General features: G+C 71.6%; 13 protein-coding genes. 4 read left to right on the forward strand and 9 right to left on the reverse strand.

The genetic code is table 11. The annotated features are described in order from the left end of the window. Positions 1–26: 26 nt before the first annotated feature. Positions 27–764 carry a bifunctional 2-polyprenyl-6-hydroxyphenol methylase/3-demethylubiquinol 3-O-methyltransferase UbiG gene (locus tag BFV98_RS18070; RefSeq protein WP_071097158.1) on the forward strand — a complete coding sequence of 246 codons (738 nt, stop codon included), beginning with the start codon at positions 27–29 and terminating at the stop codon, positions 762–764. A gap of 123 nt (positions 765–887) precedes the next feature. Here BFV98_RS18070 and BFV98_RS18075 read toward each other — a convergent pair whose 3' ends face one another. The 3 genes from BFV98_RS18075 to BFV98_RS18085 all read right to left on the reverse strand — a co-directional run bounded on the left by BFV98_RS18075 (position 888) and on the right by BFV98_RS18085 (position 3,546). Continuing rightward, positions 888–1,184: a hypothetical protein gene (locus BFV98_RS18075; protein WP_255368354.1), complete on the reverse strand. Its 297-nt coding sequence runs from the start codon at positions 1,182–1,184 to the stop codon at positions 888–890. A 164-nt stretch (positions 1,185–1,348) separates the two neighbouring features. Further along, the gene (locus tag BFV98_RS18080; protein ID WP_071097161.1) at positions 1,349–2,827 is read right to left on the reverse strand and encodes an endo-1,4-beta-xylanase; all 1,479 of its coding nucleotides are present in this window, start codon (positions 2,825–2,827) and stop codon (positions 1,349–1,351) included. A gap of 290 nt (positions 2,828–3,117) precedes the next feature. Next, complete coding sequence (locus BFV98_RS18085; RefSeq protein ID WP_013283488.1) at positions 3,118–3,546, reverse strand: helix-turn-helix domain-containing protein; 429 nt, start codon at positions 3,544–3,546, stop codon at positions 3,118–3,120. Between the two features lie 118 nt (positions 3,547–3,664). On the opposite strand from BFV98_RS18085, the gene BFV98_RS18090 reads away from it, so the two are divergent. Next, complete coding sequence (locus BFV98_RS18090) at positions 3,665–4,579, forward strand: NADP-dependent oxidoreductase (protein ID WP_071097163.1); 915 nt, start codon at positions 3,665–3,667, stop codon at positions 4,577–4,579. Here BFV98_RS18090 and BFV98_RS18095 read toward each other — a convergent pair whose 3' ends face one another. Together BFV98_RS18095 and BFV98_RS18100 are read right to left on the reverse strand one after the other, a co-directional pair. Next, positions 4,580–8,683 (reverse strand): trypsin-like peptidase domain-containing protein, encoded by a 4,104-nt coding sequence (locus BFV98_RS18095; protein WP_071097165.1) that lies wholly within the window; start codon positions 8,681–8,683, stop codon positions 4,580–4,582. A 15-nt stretch (positions 8,684–8,698) separates the two neighbouring features. Continuing rightward, entirely contained in the window at positions 8,699–9,028 is a 330-nt protein-coding gene (locus tag BFV98_RS18100; protein ID WP_013283485.1) for a CU044_2847 family protein, read from the reverse strand. Between the two features lie 227 nt (positions 9,029–9,255). Between BFV98_RS18100 and BFV98_RS18105 the strand changes: the two genes are divergently transcribed. Together BFV98_RS18105 and BFV98_RS18110 are read left to right on the forward strand one after the other, a co-directional pair. Beyond that, complete coding sequence (locus tag BFV98_RS18105; protein ID WP_255368153.1) at positions 9,256–10,062, forward strand: hypothetical protein; 807 nt, start codon at positions 9,256–9,258, stop codon at positions 10,060–10,062. Beyond that, a complete protein-coding gene (locus BFV98_RS18110; RefSeq protein ID WP_071097169.1) occupies positions 10,059–13,304 on the forward strand; it encodes a helicase HerA domain-containing protein in 3,246 nt (1,081 codons plus the stop codon). The genes BFV98_RS18105 and BFV98_RS18110 overlap by 4 nt, the downstream gene beginning before the upstream one ends. On the opposite strand, the gene BFV98_RS18115 is transcribed toward BFV98_RS18110, so the two are convergent. Genes BFV98_RS18115 through BFV98_RS18130 form a run of 4 tightly spaced genes read right to left on the reverse strand, consistent with a single transcriptional unit; the run spans position 13,297 to position 15,957 of the window. Beyond that, positions 13,297–14,091 (reverse strand): ABC transporter permease, encoded by a 795-nt coding sequence (locus BFV98_RS18115; RefSeq protein ID WP_071097170.1) that lies wholly within the window; start codon positions 14,089–14,091, stop codon positions 13,297–13,299. The genes BFV98_RS18110 and BFV98_RS18115 overlap by 8 nt on opposite strands. Further along, positions 14,088–14,993, reverse strand: a complete 906-nt coding sequence (locus BFV98_RS18120; protein WP_013283481.1) for an ABC transporter ATP-binding protein — start codon at positions 14,991–14,993, stop codon at positions 14,088–14,090. The genes BFV98_RS18115 and BFV98_RS18120 overlap by 4 nt, the downstream gene beginning before the upstream one ends. Beyond that, complete coding sequence (locus tag BFV98_RS18125; RefSeq protein ID WP_071097172.1) at positions 14,990–15,361, reverse strand: hypothetical protein; 372 nt, start codon at positions 15,359–15,361, stop codon at positions 14,990–14,992. The genes BFV98_RS18120 and BFV98_RS18125 overlap by 4 nt, the downstream gene beginning before the upstream one ends. Beyond that, on the reverse strand, positions 15,361–15,957 hold the full coding sequence (locus BFV98_RS18130; protein WP_047892886.1) for a helix-turn-helix domain-containing protein: 597 nt from the start codon (positions 15,955–15,957) through the stop codon (positions 15,361–15,363). The genes BFV98_RS18125 and BFV98_RS18130 overlap by 1 nt, the downstream gene beginning before the upstream one ends. Positions 15,958–16,009: the final 52 nt, after the last annotated feature.

A 16,009-nucleotide genomic window follows, 5' to 3' on the forward strand; every position in this document is an offset into this window, starting at 1 on the left:
GCTCGTTAGGCCTAAGGTCAGCGGCTATGGCGAATACGAGTCGCAACCTGGGACTGGGGCACGGCAGCGCGTTCGGCGAGCGTGGGGTGGCGAAGAGGCTGGGCACATTGAGCCGGCACACATCGCTGACCGGCCGGCGATTACTGGAGATCGGCTGCGGGGACGGCACGTACACGATGCGGCTGGTCGGCGCGTTCGAGCAGATCGAGGCCGTGGACATCCAGCAGGATCGGCTGGAGCTGTTCCGGGAGCGGCTGGCCGGCGATCCGGCGGCGGCCCAGAAGATCAACGTGCGGGAGTTGTCGGCTACCGAGCTGGACTACCCGGACGAGAGCTTCGACCTGGTCACCGCCATCGAGGTGGTGGAGCACATCGACGACCTCGATGCCGCCCTGCGGCAGGTCCGTCGCGTGCTCGTGCCCGGCGGCTGCTTCGCGCTGACGACGCCCAACCGGTGGTTTCCGTTCGAGACGCACGGGTTCCTGATCCGCGGTAAGCGTTACCGGCCAGCGCGGGGTCCGTTCCTGCCGTGGATCGTGCCGCTGCACCGGCGGCTGGCCGATGCCCGTTGCTTCACCGCCCGTGGCTTGTCCGCGCAGCTCCGGCGGGCCGGGCTGGAGCCGGTAGCGGTGGACTACATCATGCCGCCGTTCGACCGGTCCCATTTCGGGCGTCGTATCCGGCCGGTGACCGACGCGGTCGAGCGATCGCCGTTGAGGTTCTTCGGCATGGCCCTGGCGGTGGTCGCCCGCCGACCGGCATGACGGTCCCACCGAAACCACAGGGGTACGGCCGGACGCCGCGCACCTGCCCCATCCGTGACGAAGGGCCTCGCGCGCTGGCGGCCGAGTACCGCACCGAGTTGCTCGTCCCCTGACAGGTACGGATCAGCCGTGCCGAGCGGCGACATCCAGCAGACCTTCGTAGAACTCGACGAGCTCGGTGTCGCTCGGGTCGATCGTTTGTAGGCAGCGGGCCACACCCTCGGTGAGCGCGGCGGCGATTCGCTCGGCTCGGTCCGGTTCCAGGCGCGGCAGCCTCAGCAGGCTCATCGACCGGGCGGGCCACAGATACATGTCCAGGTCGTCGTCCTGAAGCATCCCGGCGGGCACCGCCCTGACGATGTCCGCGTAGACGCGGCCCTGGATGTACCACTCCCGGTCGGCGTCGAAGATCACGATCATCATTGCCGTCTCCGCTCCCCCCGCGCGCCGGCTGTCTCACACAATTCGATCCAGCCTAGTTCTCATCCTGCGTGGACTCGGGTCGCGATCGCAGAGACACGACGGACGGGCCCGGTGTTCGCGTTCACATCGGGCCCGTCCGTCGCGCGCCTTCCGGAAGTGGGTCAGCTCGTCGCGACGAGCTGGAACCGCTGGTTGGCCTGGCCGTTGCAGTCGTAGATCTGCACCTGCTGGCCGTTGCCGGTGCCCCAGACGTCGAGGCAGCGGCCGGACTGGACTCCGGTGATGGTGCCGTTGGAGTTGACGTTCCACTGCTGGTTCGTCTGCCCGTTGCAGCTGTAGATCTGGACGGCGGAGCCGTTGCCGGAGCCAGCGGCGTCCAGGCACATCGAGCCGTACACGGTCAGCTGCCGGCTGGAGGTGTACGTCCACCGCTGGTTGGTCAGGCCGTGGCAGTCGTAGAGCTGCACCCGAGTGCCGTTGCTCTGCGAAGAGTTGGGTACGTCGATGCACCGGCCGGACTGGTTGCCGACGATCCGGCTCGCGCCGTTGGTCGGCGGCGGCGTGGTCGGCCCGGCGGTCGGGGTCGGCCCGGCGGTCGGCGACGCGGTCCCGGTCGGCGTGGGGTTGGGCGTCGCGGCGTTGAGGGCGTTGAGGACCGAGTTGTACGCGGCCTTCTTGTTGCCTCCGCCGTCGAACAGCAGCGGGTTCTCGTTGGAACGCCACGAGTCGCTGTCGCGGACGCCCCAGACGGTGATGCCGATGCAGCGCGGCACGTTCAGACACGCCTGCGTCAGACCCGCGTACTGGCTGGTCGACGAGTTGGTGACGTCGACCTCGGTCAGCGCCACGTCGACGCCGAGGGCGGCGAAGCTGGACAGCGTGGTCTGGAAGTTGCCCGGCAGCGAGCTGCCGCCGGTGAAGTGGGTCTGCAACCCGACGCAGTCGATCGGCACACCGCGGGACTTGAAGTCCCGGATCATGTTGTAGACGCCCTGCGTCTTGCCGTACGACCAGTTCTCGATGTTGTAGTCGTTGTAGCAGAGCTTCACCGACGGATCCGCCGCCCGAGCGGTACGGAACGCCACCTCGATCCAGTCGTTACCGGTGCCCTGAAGGTTCGACTGGCGGCGACTGCCGTCCTCGTTGAACGCCTCGTTCACCACGTCCCACGCGGCCAGCTTGCCCCGGTAGTGGGCCATCACGCCGTTGATGTGGTTGATCATGGCGGTGCGCAGCGAGCTGCCACTCAGGCGCTGCATCCAGGCCGGCTGCTGGGCGTGCCACGCCAGCGTGTGGCCGCGGACCTGGAGGCCACGCTGAGTCGCCCAGTTGTAGATCTGGTCGCCGGAGGAGAAGTTGAACTGGCCCTGGTTGGGCTGGAGCGCGTCCGGCTTCATCTCGTTCTCGGCCGTGATCATGTTGAACTCACGGGCCGCGATGGTGCTGTAGGTGGAGTCGCCGAGCCGGCTCGCCGCGATGGCGGTGCCGAAGTACCGTCCCGACTGTGCCGCGGCGGCGCCGAGCGTGCTCGCCGCCGCCTGGGCCAGGCTGGGCACCACGAGCGCGGCACCGGCCAGTGCCAGCGCGCTGGTGACGGCGGCCAGCACCACACGGTGACTGCGCCTCGGTAGATGTTTCATGACACTCCTCTGCATATCGGACGATGATGCGCTGGCGATGCCCGGCTGGACGCGGATGAGAGCCGGCGGTGCGCCCACTTCCCGCGTCACTGCCCTGAAACTTTTCGAAGATGTACCGGTAACTTCCCTGGGAAGATATCCGCGACGGCATGATCGGTCAATGTCGATGTCAACGCGAACATGGACTCGACCGGCTGATCAGCGCGGGAGTCCATGCATGGCCATGAGAGCGAAGCGCAACGAGAACCGGGACGCGGACCGAAAGTTTCGGAGATTCCCGGCCCGGCCGGTCAGCGATCGGCGGCGTCGTACCGCTCGCGGTTGGCGTGCACCTCGTCCATGTGCGCCTCGGCCCACAGCTTCATGCCGTACATCAGCCGGTGCAGCGACTGACCGAGGTCGGTCAGCTCGTAGGTGACTGTGACCGGCACGCTCGGCGTCACGGTGCGGGTGACCAGGCCGTCGCGTTCCAGGGACCGCAACGTCTGGGTGAGCATCTTCTGGCTGACCCCGGCCAGCCGCCGGGACAGCTCGGAGTAGCGCATGACCTGCGGCTCCGCGTTGCGGTCCGGGCCGTCGCGGCCGAGCGCGGCCAGGATCAGCGCCACCCACTTGTCGGAGATCCGGTCCAGGAGTTGCCGGCTCGGGCAGCCGGCGAGGAACGCGTCGTACTCCTCACGCGCCTGCGCCCGCTTCTCCGCCGCCGTCTGCGTCGGCATCGTCCGCACCTCCTCCTACCCGGGGGTACCCAACGCACTCCGAAGTGCGTACTTCCCGAAAGAAAGTTACCCCTCCATCGTGGAGCAGGGCATTCCTCAAGAACAAGGAGACACCATCATGGGTACGCGTACCTTCCGCGCCGCCGTCGTCCGCGCTCCGGGCGGACGGGACACGATCGAGATCATCGACGTTCCGGAGCGCGAGCCGGGGCCCGGCGAGGTCCGGGTGGACGTCGCGGCGGCACCGGTCAACCCGGCCGACCTCGGGGTCGTCGGCGGTTTCTTCCACTCGCTGGGGCTCATCCACCAGCCGCACCACACCGGCCTGGGCTGGGACTTCGCCGGTGTCGTCGCCGCGGCCGGGCCGGGCGTCGACCTCGCCGTGGGCACCCGGGTCGCCGGGCTGGTCGGCGGGTTCGACCGCGACTTCGGCACGTACGCCGAGCAGCTCGTCGTAGCCGCGGCCGACGTCGCCGTCGTACCCGATGATCTGGATCTGGTGGCGGCGGCGACAGTGCCGCTCAACGGCCAGACCGCGGCGCAGATCGTCGACCTGCTCGGCGACCCTCCCGCCGACGGCCGGCTGCTCGTCACCGGCGCGGCCGGCGCGGTGGGCGGCTACGTCGTGCCGCTCGCCCGGGACCGGGGATGGCGGGTGACCGGCCTGGCGCGGGCCGGGGACGAGAAGTTCGTCCGCGGACTCGGTGCGGACTTCATCATGGCGGCCGAGCCGGGCTGGGACGCTGTCGCCGACGCCGCCGGATGGCAGGACCAGGGGCTCGCGCTGGTAGGCGACGGCGGCGTGTTCGTCGGCGTGCGGCCGAACGCCCACCCGGCCGCCGAGCGCGGTGTCACGGTGCGCGCGGTCGACGTGCGCCCCGACGGGGTACGCCTCGCCGACCTGCTCGCCCGCACCGCAGCCGGTGAGCTGCCGGCCCGGGTGCACACGGTCCTGCCGCTGGACCGGGTGGCGGACGCGCACCGGGCGGTGGCCGAGGGCGGGGTACGCGGACGCTACGTGCTGCGCCCCTGATCAGCAGCGCACCGCCACCCGAGCGACCGCACGGTCCGCGGCTTCGGGTGGCACGTCGCTCCGGCCGCCGACGTCCAACGCCAGCAAGCCCTGGTCCAGGCCGACGAGCAACGTTCCGCCGACCGTGCAGCAGGTGAGCGCCGGGTGGTAGACGGGGATGGTATGCAACACCCGGCCGGTGGACGGATCCCAGATCCGTACCGTCCGGTCCCGGCTGGTCGAGGCGAGCAGATCCCGTCCGCCGACGCGCACCAGGCTCAGCCCGGTGACGGCGGCCGTGTGGCCGGTGAACACGCCCACGGGCTGGCCCCACTCGGCGTCCCACACACGGATCGTGTGGTCGGCGCTGGCCGACGCCAGCATCCGGCGACCCGCAACGACGAGCCCGCAGAGCGCGGTGACCGCGTCCTGGTGTCCCTGCCGGGTCCAGACCGGTGTGTCACCACCGCCCCACAGCATCACCGTGCCGCTCTTGTCGGCCGAGGCGAGCGCCTCCACACTGGGCCACCGGACCGTCGCGAGGGCGGTCACCCAGGCACGGGTGACGTGCCCGAGCAGGACCGCCCGCACGGCGCCGGTCTGCGGGTGCCAGAGCCGGATGGCCTGGTCGTCGCCGGCCGACGCGACGAGCGTCTCACCGCCGATGACGATCGGACAGACCGCCGCCACCGGGGCGTGGTGCTCGGTCATCGACCCCATCTGCGCGCCGTGCCGCACACTCCACGTCCCGACCGTGTTGTCGTCCTGCGCGGTGACGAGCAATGGCTCCTCGACGTCGGCGACCGCGCACATCGCGTTGACCGGCCCGCCGGGTGTCGGAATCTCCCGCAACCGCTCGCCGGTGGCGGCGTCCCAGACGCCCACGCGCCCGTCGGCGCCGCCGGAGGCGACGAGACCCGGCCGCTCGCCGGGGACCGCGCAGAGGCTGTGCACGGGCCCGAGCCGGTCCCGCTCGGCGACCGTGTCCGGTCGGCCGCCCGCCGGATCCCACAGCCGCACAGTGCCGTCGTCACCCGCCGTCGCCAGCATCCGGTCCTTCGCCGTACGCAGCTCGCAGACCGCGCGGATCCAGCTCGCATGTCCCCGCAGGCTCGGCCGAATGGTCCAGGTCGAAACGTCCCAGATCCGGATGAGCCCGTCCTCACCTGTCGACACGAGCAGACAGCCCTCGTCGACCTCGACCGTGCAGAGATCCGTGACAGGTCCGCCGGTGGCGAGGATGTGGACGCATTCGCCGCTCTGCGGATCCCAGAGCCGGACCGTACCGTCGTAGCCGGCCGAGGCGAGCAACGTGCCGCCAGGCGCACGGACGGCGTAGAGGGTGGTCACCCAGCCGACGTGTCCGGTGAGAGTCAGCGCCGGGCGCGTGTCACATGTCGGCTCCCAGACCCGGACCACGCCGTCGAAACCGGTGGAGGCGAGCAGGTGCCGGCCGCCCGCCGGAACGTACGTCACAGCGGTCACCCAGCCCGAGTGGCCGGTCAGCGCGTAGCGCTGCGTCCCGGTCACCGGATCCCAGATCCGAACCGTCCGATCGTCGCCGGCCGAGGCGAGCAGGTCGCCGTCCGGCAACGGGATGACGCAGATGTTGCGGACCCAGTCGTCGTGCCCGCGCAGTTCGTGCCGGCGCTGACCGGTTCGCGGATCCCACAGGCCGACAGTCCCGTCGTGACTTGCGGTGGCGATCAGCGTCTCGCCGGCGCCGGTACGGACGGCGCACAACCCGCGGATCGTGTCGCCGTGACAGGTGAAGACCGCCACGGCCTGGTTGGTCAACGGATCCCAGAGCCGGACCGTGCCGTCGTCACCGGCGGAGGCGAGCAACCACCGATCGTCCAGCTCGACGGCTGCCACGTCGTAGACGGCCTGCGAATGCCCGTCCAGCACACTGCGCTCCTGCCGGGGCGGGGTGTGCGCCCAGCGCGCGCGGTACGGCGCGGCGTCGGCCTCGATCCCGCTGCCCAGCCCGTCGAGTCGGTCGACCACCGAGAAGAGGGCGGCGCGCTCGGCCGGCGCCGCCGCGACCGCGAGCGGCGTGCGGCGCAGCAGCCGTACCCGTGATCGGGACAACGGTTCCAACGGTCTCTCCATGTCGACGACCGAGAGCAACCGCTCCAGGTGCGCGTGCAGGAGGTAGTCCTCGTCGGCGAGGAGCCGTTCCACGAGCCCGGCGCGGGAGGCGTGCTGCGGCAGGGAGCGCCGTAGGTAGTCGGGCACCGAGGCCCATCCCACCTCAGCCGCCAGGTCCGTCCAGGCCGCGACGAGCCGTCGCTGGTCGTCCCGCCGGGATGCCCCGGCCAGCAACGCGTCGTTGAGGGCCTGGTGGAACAGGCGGTACGCGGGCTGGCTACCGCCGCCGGTCTCGACCAGGAAGTTCGCCGCCGACGTACGGGCGAACGCGAGGAGTTCGTCCTCGGTGACCGTACCGCCGAGCGCGGTCACCGCGATTCGCCAGAGCGACAGCGGCAGACCCGGCGTCTCGGCGTACGCCAGGGCGGTGAGGGCGAGCCGGGCGGAGGCCGAGCCGGCAGCCGGCAGCCCGGCCAGGTAGGAGTCGAGCGCATGGGCCACTGTCGCGGTGAACGACACCGAGGCCGGGTCGACCGGCTCGATGTCGCGCAGCGCGTGTGCCCGGGCGACGAGACCGGCCACCAGGAAGTTCCCCTTCGCCAGCCCGGCGATGCGGCGGGCCAGCGGGGCGGCCGCCGCCGGGTCGGTGTACGGATTGCCCGGCCGTTCCGCGCCCAGCAGCCGCAGGGTCGCCAGGGCGTAGTTCATCAGATCGGCCTCGGCGAAGTACTCGGGCGTGTCCAGATCCACCAGCTCGACCGGATCACCGAAGCAGGAGATCAGGTCACCCCGGTCGTCGCCGCGCCGGGTGCCGACGACCACCCGGACGCCGTACCGGCCGCACTCCCGGGCCAGCGGTAGCAGGACGTCGTCGATGACCTGCCGCGCCTGACCGGGGGCGGCCGTCTCGTCCAGCGCGTCGATGACGAGCGCGAAACGAGCCGGACGACGCGCCAGCCGGTCCCGCACCGCCGGCATCAGGTCAGCCGGCGCACCGGGCAGGTCGACGGCGGCGGCCCGTGCGATCTCGACCGCCACCTCGAGCGCGGTCTTGCCCTTGGCGTGCACGGCGCAGGACACCGAGCCGACAGTGGCCCGCACGGCGTTGTCGCCGCCCGGCAGGCCGGCCCGGATCTGCTGGTCGGCCGTGGTCACGACACGGCCCAGGACGGCGGACTTACCGACCCCGGGTGAGCCCGTGACGATCAGCGGCCGGGTGGCGGGCGCCTCCCCGTCGATGAAGTCGACGATCCGCCGGAGCGCGGCCGTACGACCCCGGAACCGCGCGCCACCCTCGGTGTCCACGGCGACGCCCCGCGCTCGGGGCAGCCAGTGCCGGCCGGCCTCACCGTCGGTGCTCAACGTCCACCCCCAGGCCGAGAGGGCGGCGTCGTCGGCGTCCTCGACCCGCCAGGCCGACAACGCGCCCAACGTCATCGCCGGCACCTGTTCGTCGGCGTGGTGCAGGGTCACCGCCTGACCCTTGCCCTTGCCGTCGGCCGTGACGACGACGCCGACCACCGCCTCGTACTCCGGGGACCACAGGGCGCCCCCGCTGAACCCTTTGCTGAGCGGCCCGGAGGCTCCGCTGTCGATGGTGACGTGGCCGTACCCGCCGGTCTCGACGACGGAACCGGTCGCCTGGAGGCCACCGACCACTCCCGTCGGGAAGCCGTACGCCCAGAAGGGACGGTCGAGCAGCGGCTCGGGGGCGAGGCAGCGCAGCCGCGCCGGGGTGACGGTGGCCGGCACCGGCTCGACGAGTTCGAGCACGACCAGATCGACGTACGCCTCCCGCATGCCGTCGTGCCGGCACTGCCGGACCTTGCGCCGATCGAAGTAGGCGACCTTGGGTGCGCGTGGAAAGGCGACCATGAGATCAGGGCGGAGGGTGCCATCGGCGGCGAACGCCACGTGGTGGCAGGTGAGCACCAGGTTGGTGGCGATCACGATGCCGGTGCCGAGCGCCGTGTGCGGGTCCGCCTCGCGGTGCAGAGCAACCGCCCACGAGCTCTCGTCCGGGGCCGCTGTCACGGGCCGACCCGGCCGTCAGCGCCGTGGGCCGGCACCGCGATCGGTGGGGCCGTCCGGCTGCCAGGCGAGCGTGACCTCGAAGTTCGCCTCTCCGGTCGCCTTCGCCACCACCCAGCTCGCCGTGCCGGTGGCCTTGATCCCGAAGCGCACCTCCACCGCGTCTGGAGAAACGGTCTTGACCTGTTCCAGCAATTCCCGGGCGGCGGCGACCGCCGGCGCCGCGGATTCGCGTACCCAGCCGGCGACATCGCCGAAGCCGGCGGGCTGGAAACCGGGCGTCGGCTCGACTTCGATCAAGGCAACCGTTTCGTCATCGACCTGGTAGCGGACCACCTCAGACTGCACGGTCACCTCCGTGACGTATTTCAGGAGAACAGGCAGGAGGGCTCGCGGCGGAGCAGAACTCCGGCCCTCTCACCGGTCTGCCATGCTGCCCGCTGTCCTTGTCACTTCGCAATGGTCGGGACGGCGAACCGCGCCGAAGCCGCCGAACAGGCGTTTCAATCGAGCCGTCCACGCAGGACCGTTGGAGATCCACTACGCGGCCCTGTCGGCTTTCGTCAGCGAGATCGGTGACCTTGCGCGAGTCCGGCACCGTCGGCAGAATCGGCCCGTGCGCCCGGGGCCAGCCCTCGTTGCCCACCTCGATCATGGCCACCCCTTCCGAGCCTTCGATCACACCGTCGACGCGGTGGGAGCTCGTGCCGCAGAGGAGCATCCGCATGCCGGAAAAGGAACTGACCCTCGTCGACCGGTGCATTCTTGTCACGCTGATGGTGAAGGCGGCGCCTTTGCCGCAGACCTACTTCACCAATGTCGCCGGAATCGGGCTGAAGGCGGATCACCGCCGTCGACTTCAGTCACTCGGCCTGATCGAGGTTACGGAGAAGCCCATCACCCTGGCGCTCACCGACAGAGGATGGGATCGGGCCACGGAGGAGCTGGGCGCGGAGCCACCCAAGGGTGCCGGTACCGCCGGCGGCACGCTCTACGTGGCGCTCGACTTCCTGCGCCGGCTGATCGACCACTCCGGGACCCGCGCCGACGACCTCTTCCGGATGCAGATCAACCGGAGCGAGGTCGTCGCGCCGCCGGTGACGTCGTCGGGGGCACCAGCCGTCGACGCGGTCGCGCTGATCCGGCAGGCGTACCACGAGCTGGCCGCCAAGCCCGGTGACTACGTGATGCTGGCCGACCTTCGCGGCGCTCTCATCGACCTGTCCCGCCCCGAGTTCGACGCCGCACTCATGACGCTCAATCGGGAGCGTGGCGTACACCTGGTGCCCGAGTCCAACCAGAAGGTCCTCAAGCCGCAGGAGCGGGCGGCGGCGGTGACCATCGGCAATCAGGACAAGCATCTGGTCGCCATCTCGTCATGATCGGTGACGAGCAACGCCGTGCCCTCGCAGCGCTGAGGTTCAACTGGGCTCCGACCCCGGACGACGTCTGGAAACCCACGCCGTTCCACGTGGAGGGCCTGCACCACGACGTCGTCACGACGGTCCTGGACAGCTTCGCGGAGGCTCAGGCCAGCACCGACTCCAGTCCGGTGGGGGTGGCCATCCTCGGCCAGCGCGGCACCGGCAAGACCCACCTCATCGGCACGGTCCGCCAGCAGGTGCAGGCACGCGGCGGGTTCTTCTTCCTGGTCGAGCTGCTCGAGGCCCGGACGTTCTGGCAACGCACCGCGATCTCGATGCTGGAGGGCCTTGTCCGGCCGATGTCGGACGAGACGACCCAGCTGCGGACGTTCCTGCGCCGGCTGGCCGACGAGGTGGGGGCGCCTCGGGCGGTACGGCGCGCGGTCGCCGGCGAGACCGAACTCAGCCGGTCGACGCTCGACGCGTTCGCCGACCTGATCCGCAAGAAGGACCGCCAGATCGGCACGGAGTGCCAGGACACCGCGCGGGCCCTGGTGCTCTACGCGGCCGAGCAGTCCGCGGTGCAGGACATCGGCTACGACTTCCTGTCCTCGATGGACGAGGAGGAGCCCGGCCAACGGGCCGGGTGGGGGCTGCGGCGCAACCGACGGGCTCCCCAGGAGGTGGTCCGGGACATCTCCCGGCTGCTCGCCGTCGTCGGCCCGACCGTGATCGCGGTGGACCAGATCGACCTGATGATCGCCCAGTCCGTGAAGGCCACGAACCAGGACGCCCGGGGCGAGGCGGACTGGCAGACGTCGCTCCTGCTCGAACAGGTCGCCAGCGGCCTGATGGCGCTGCGCGAGACCACTCGCCGGACCCTGTCCGTCGTCTCGTGCCTGCCGCAGACGTGGCGCAGCATCCAGCAGCAGGCGACGGACACCGTCCAGGACCGGTTCCGGGAAGCCGCCCCGCTCAAGGAGATCCCGTCCGTCGAGGTGGGTCGCGAGCTGGTCGAGAAGCGGTTCGCGGTGCTCTTCGAGGGCCTCGGGTTCACACCGCCCCACCCCACCTGGCCGGTCCACCCGGACGCGTTCCAGGAAGTAGTCGGCTTCACCCCCCGTGAGCTGCTGCGACGGATCGACGCACACGTCCGGGCCTGCCTGGCCGACGGTGAGGCGCGGGAACTGCGGCACCTGCTGCACACGACCGGCGATCGCGCCGCCGACGGACTCGCCCACGCCCCGGTCACCGGGCCGCCGCCGGAAGACCGGACGAACGGATTCGGCAAGATCGACGCCCGGTATGCGGAGCTGGTCGCCGCCGCCGACACCACCTCCGCCCTGTCCCCGCAGTCGGAGGACGCCCGCGTCCCGCGCCTGCTCGAAGCCGGCCTGACCGCGTGGATCGCCGCGCAGGGCACGGCCGTCGACGCGTTCAGCCTCGACCCGATCCCCGCCGGCACCAAGCCGGCGCTGCACGCCCGGCTACGGCACAGCCTGAGCGAGGACAGCGAGGACGAGGAGCACTGGTCGTTCCGGGCGATCTCCGCGCCGCACCACATCGCCGTGCTCAACCGGATCCGCAACGCGATCACGACCGCCGGGCTCACCGAGGGGGTCGCCAAACGCCGGCTCTTCCTGCTGCGAAGCGCGGAGTGGTCGGCCGGTGCCCGTACCCGCGAGGTGCTTGACGCGTTCGAGCGGGCCGGCGGCCGGCGGCTTCCCCTGAACGCGCCGGACGTCGCCCGGCTGGCCGCGCTCGAACAACTCATCCAGGACTACGGGCGGGAGACGCTGCGGCCGTGGTTCGCCGATCGCCGGCCGGCGTCCGACATCACCTGCCTGCGGGAGGCGCTGGGCGACTGGCCGGGCGAGCCGGCAGCCGTCCGGGCCGAAGAGGGACCGAAGGAGGCGCCGGACCGGCCCTCGGTCGGGAAGCCACCGCCGGTCACCGCCGCACCGCGCTCTGCCGATCCCGTCCCGGTGTCGCCGGTGGTCGCTCCCCTGCCGCCGGTTGCGGGCATCGACCCGGAGCGGATGGAGATCGGCACTGTCACCGGACGGCCCGACCCGGTCGGCATCGACCTGGAGGCGCTGCGTCGACACACAGTCATCTTCGCCGGCTCCGGTTCCGGCAAGACCGTCCTGATCCGCCGCCTGGTCGAGGAGTGCGCCCTGCGCGGCGTGTCGGCCATCGTGCTCGACCCCAACAACGACCTGGCCCGGCTCGGTGAGGACTGGCCGGCGCCGCCGCCGGGCTGGGGCGCCGACGACGCCCGCCGCGCGACGGAATACCTGGCCGGCACCGACGTGGTCGTCTGGACGCCGGGACGGCAGGCCGGCCGGCCGTTGAGCTTCCAGCCGCTGCCGGCCTTCGCCGACGTGCTCGACGACCCGGACGGGTTCACCTCGGCCGTCAACGCCGCCGTCGCCACGCTCGCCCCGCACGCCCGGGTGGACGGCGGCACCGACAAGGCCCGGCTCGGCCGGGCCGTGCTGCGCGAGGCGCTGATCGGCTACGCGCGCAGCGGCGCGAGTGACCTGCGTGAGTTCACCGACGTCCTCAACGACCTACCGGACGGGGTGAGTCAGCTCGAAAGCGCGCCCAAACTGGCCGCTGGCATGGCACAGCTGCTCAAGGCCGCCCTGATCAACGATCCGCTCCTGGGCGGCGTCGGAACCCCTGTCGACCCGGGCGAACTGCTCACCCCGCCACCCGGTCGCCGCGCCCGGGTCTCGGTGATCAACCTCGCCGGCCTGCCCGAGGAGAATCAGCGGCAGAGCTTCGTCAACCAGTTGCAACTCGCCCTGTTCACCTGGATCAAGCGTCATCCGGCCGGGGACCGGCCACTCGGTGGACTCTTCGTCATGGACGAGGCGCAGACGTTGGCTCCGTCCGGCGCCGTCACCGCCTGCACCCAGAGCACGCTCGCGCTGACCTCGCAGGCCCGCAAGTACGGGCTGGGGCTGGTCTTCGCCACCCAGGCGCCGAAGGCGTTGCACAACCAGATCCCCGGCAACGCCGCCACGCAGTTCTTCGGCCTGCTCACCGTGCCGGTGCAGATCGAGGCGGCCCGGGACGTGGCCAGGGCGAAGGGTACCGACGTCCCGGACATCGGCAAACTGCGTACCGGCCAGTTCTACGTCGCGGTGGAGGGTGCCCGGTTCGTCAAGATGCAGGCGCCGATGTGCCTGACCCACCACCCCCGCAGCCCGCTGACCGCCGAGGAGATCGTCCGGCTCGCGACGCTCAGGTGATGTCGCGGCGCATCGGGACGACAACGGCGATCGCGGCGGCGGCGATCGCGTACCCGGTCAGCAGCAGCGCGCCGGCCGCCGGTGGCAGGAGCGCGACGGCGTCGCTGCCGAGCTGCGCGGACATCGCGTCGGCGACGTACGTGAAGTCGGTGAGTGCGGCGGTGGCGCCGCCGGGCAGGAGCGGGTAGAGCGCGTTGACGCCGGGGATCATCATCAGTACGGGCTCGGCCAGGTACAGGTAGCCGACCACGACGCACACGGCAGCGACCTGGTTGCGGAGCAGCGCGCCCACGCCGGTGCCGACGAGCAGGTACACCGCCATCGCGACGCCGATGCGGGCGAGCAGCGCCAGCACTGTGGGAGCGGGCAGGCCCAGCGACACGCCACGCGCGGCGGCGACTGTGAACAGGGCCGCCGCGGCGGAGCCGGCCAGGGCGATCCCGTAGCCGAGGCCGACGATCGCGTGGGTGGCGAGTTTGGCGGCGAGCACCCGTCCCCGGCGCGGCGCGAACATGAACGTGACGGCGGCGGTGCCGTGCCGGTACTCGGACGTGGCCGCGAGGGCCCCGGCGGCGGCCGGCACGAAGGCGGTGAAACCGAGGATGCCGAGGATCGACCGCAGGCCCTCCTCGGTGTGCAGGCCGGGCATCGGCGGGTCGAAGTTCTCCGGTCCGACGAGCGCCATGAGCCCGACCAGGCCGCCGCCGAGCGCGAGGGCGGCGAGCAGCAGCCCGGTACACATGCGGGTGGCCAGGATCCGGCGTAGTTCCGCTCTGACCAGGTTCATCGGGCCTCCGCCGTATCGGTGGTCAGGTCGAGGAAGAGCTGTTCGAGGCTCGTGGTCTCGGTGACCAGCTCGTGGATCCGCAGCCGGTGGTCCGCGGCCAGGTCGGCGACGCGCGGCGCGTCCAGTCCGCGTACCCGCAGTCGGCCGGGCCCGGCCGGTTCGACGGACCCGGCGCCCGCCGTCAGGGCGGCGGCCAGGTCGGTGGCGTCCGGCGAGGTGACGAGCACCGTGGGTGGGCCGGTGAGCCGGGACCACGGCCCGGCGGCGACGAGTTCACCGCGCCGGATCACCACCACGTCGTCCACCACCTGCTGGACCTCGTGCAGGACGTGGCTGGAGACGAGCACGGTGCGGCCCTCGTCGGCGAGCCGGCGCAGCAGGCCGCGCAGCCACGACATGCCTTCCGGGTCCAGGCCGTTCGACGGTTCGTCGAGCAGCAGGACGCGGGGGTCGCCGAGCAGCGCCGTGGCGAGGCTGAGCCGCTGCCGCATGCCGGTGGAGAATTCCCGGGTACGACGGTCGGCGGCCTGCGCGAGGCCCAGCAGATCCAGCAGTTCCGCGACGCGACCGTCCGGGCAGCCGGCCATCGCGGCGTAGACGCCCAGGTGGTCACGGGCGGTGTGGCCGGGGTGGAACGCGTTGCCGTCGAACACCGCGCCGACGGTCCGCGACGGCTGGGCCAGCCGGCCGTACGGCTGCCCGCCGATCGTGGCGGCGCCGCTGGTCGGCGTCACCAGTCCGGTCAGCATGCGCATCGTGGTGGTCTTGCCGGCGCCGTTCGGGCCGAGAAAGCCGGTGACCGCGCCGGGTCGTACGGTGAACGTCAGGTCGCGGACGGCGGTGACGTCGCCGTAGCGCTTGGTCAGGCCCGACGCCTCGATCGCCAGCCGGTCGCCGGTCATGGCCGGCTCCCCGACGCACGCCCGATCGTTTCGGCGAGGCGCGACGCGGCCGGGTCGGAGACGACGACCTCGTCGAACTCCCCGCCGGCCGCCGCGCGGTCCAGCACCAGGTGCAGACCGGGCTCACCGCGCCGGGCCGCCACGAGCTGCCGGGGACCGCCGAAGATGCCCCAGACGCCGACCTTGGCGAAGCCGGACACCGCGTACCCGCGCCGGGCGCCACGGGCCAGCCGGATCGGCTCGTCCACCGGGGCGGCGTGCCGCACGGCGGCCAGGCGCAGCGTGAACCGCTCCCGGCCGACCCACATTCGTTCCCATCCGGTGAACCGGATGTCGATCACGTCGCGGTCAAGCGTTACCGATGCCATCAGTCGTCGCCCTTCGTCGTGTCGGAGTCGTGCGCTGACGTGTGCGTGTCGCCGGGGGTCGCCGGGCGGTCGGCGGGCATGAGGACGGTCGCCAGCAGCCGGGGGGTCCGTCCGCCGCCGGGCCCTCTGGCGAGCAACGGGCCGACCAGCGCGTTGAGCCCGGCCGCGAACTCGTGCAGTTCCGCGTCGGTCAGGTGCAGGACGAGCTGCTGGTATCCGACGCCGTCGGCGACGAAGTCGACGGACTCCCGGGCGAGGTAACGGGAGAACTCCGACAGCAGACTCGACACGAACGCGGTGAAGTAGCGCGCGTGGTCCTCCGGCGTCGCCGTCGCCAGTGCTGCGGGGTCCAGCGCCGCGCCGTGCGCGGGCAGTGCGTACACCCGCTCGACGGCCCCGCGGACCTTGCGCTCCTGCACCACGTCGAGCATCCCGGTCTTCACGAGCGTCGCCAGGTGCCGGTAGAGGGTGGCCTGCGGGACGTCGGGCAGCAGCTCGACCAGGTCGTGCGTGGTCACCCGGGCACCGGCGACCGCGCGCAGGATGCGGATCCGCACCGGGTGCAGCGCGATCTCCGCCCACCGCTCCATCGACATCGTCACGCCGCAGACGTTATCACTATCGAGAACGATAATGGCAGGCGGTGAA

Origin of the sequence: Micromonospora sp. WMMB235 (assembly GCF_001855515.1) — a bacterium.
GTDB classification, from domain to species: domain Bacteria; phylum Actinomycetota; class Actinomycetes; order Mycobacteriales; family Micromonosporaceae; genus Micromonospora; species Micromonospora aurantiaca.

What these genes read in the sequence shown, in the direction of transcription:
- BFV98_RS18070 (WP_071097158.1), top strand. Translation starts at nt 27, where the DNA reads ATGGCGAATACGAGTCGCAACCTGGGACTGGGGCACGGCAGCGCGTTC.
- BFV98_RS18075 (WP_255368354.1), bottom strand. Translation starts at nt 1,184, where the DNA reads ATGATCGTGATCTTCGACGCCGACCGGGAGTGGTACATCCAGGGCCGC.
- BFV98_RS18080 (WP_071097161.1), bottom strand. Translation starts at nt 2,827, where the DNA reads ATGAAACATCTACCGAGGCGCAGTCACCGTGTGGTGCTGGCCGCCGTC.
- BFV98_RS18085 (WP_013283488.1), bottom strand. Translation starts at nt 3,546, where the DNA reads ATGCCGACGCAGACGGCGGCGGAGAAGCGGGCGCAGGCGCGTGAGGAG.
- BFV98_RS18090 (WP_071097163.1), top strand. Translation starts at nt 3,665, where the DNA reads ATGGGTACGCGTACCTTCCGCGCCGCCGTCGTCCGCGCTCCGGGCGGA.
- BFV98_RS18110 (WP_071097169.1), top strand. Translation starts at nt 10,059, where the DNA reads ATGATCGGTGACGAGCAACGCCGTGCCCTCGCAGCGCTGAGGTTCAAC.
- BFV98_RS18115 (WP_071097170.1), bottom strand. Translation starts at nt 14,091, where the DNA reads ATGAACCTGGTCAGAGCGGAACTACGCCGGATCCTGGCCACCCGCATG.
- BFV98_RS18120 (WP_013283481.1), bottom strand. Translation starts at nt 14,993, where the DNA reads ATGACCGGCGACCGGCTGGCGATCGAGGCGTCGGGCCTGACCAAGCGC.
- BFV98_RS18125 (WP_071097172.1), bottom strand. Translation starts at nt 15,361, where the DNA reads ATGGCATCGGTAACGCTTGACCGCGACGTGATCGACATCCGGTTCACC.
- BFV98_RS18130 (WP_047892886.1), bottom strand. Translation starts at nt 15,957, where the DNA reads ATGTCGATGGAGCGGTGGGCGGAGATCGCGCTGCACCCGGTGCGGATC.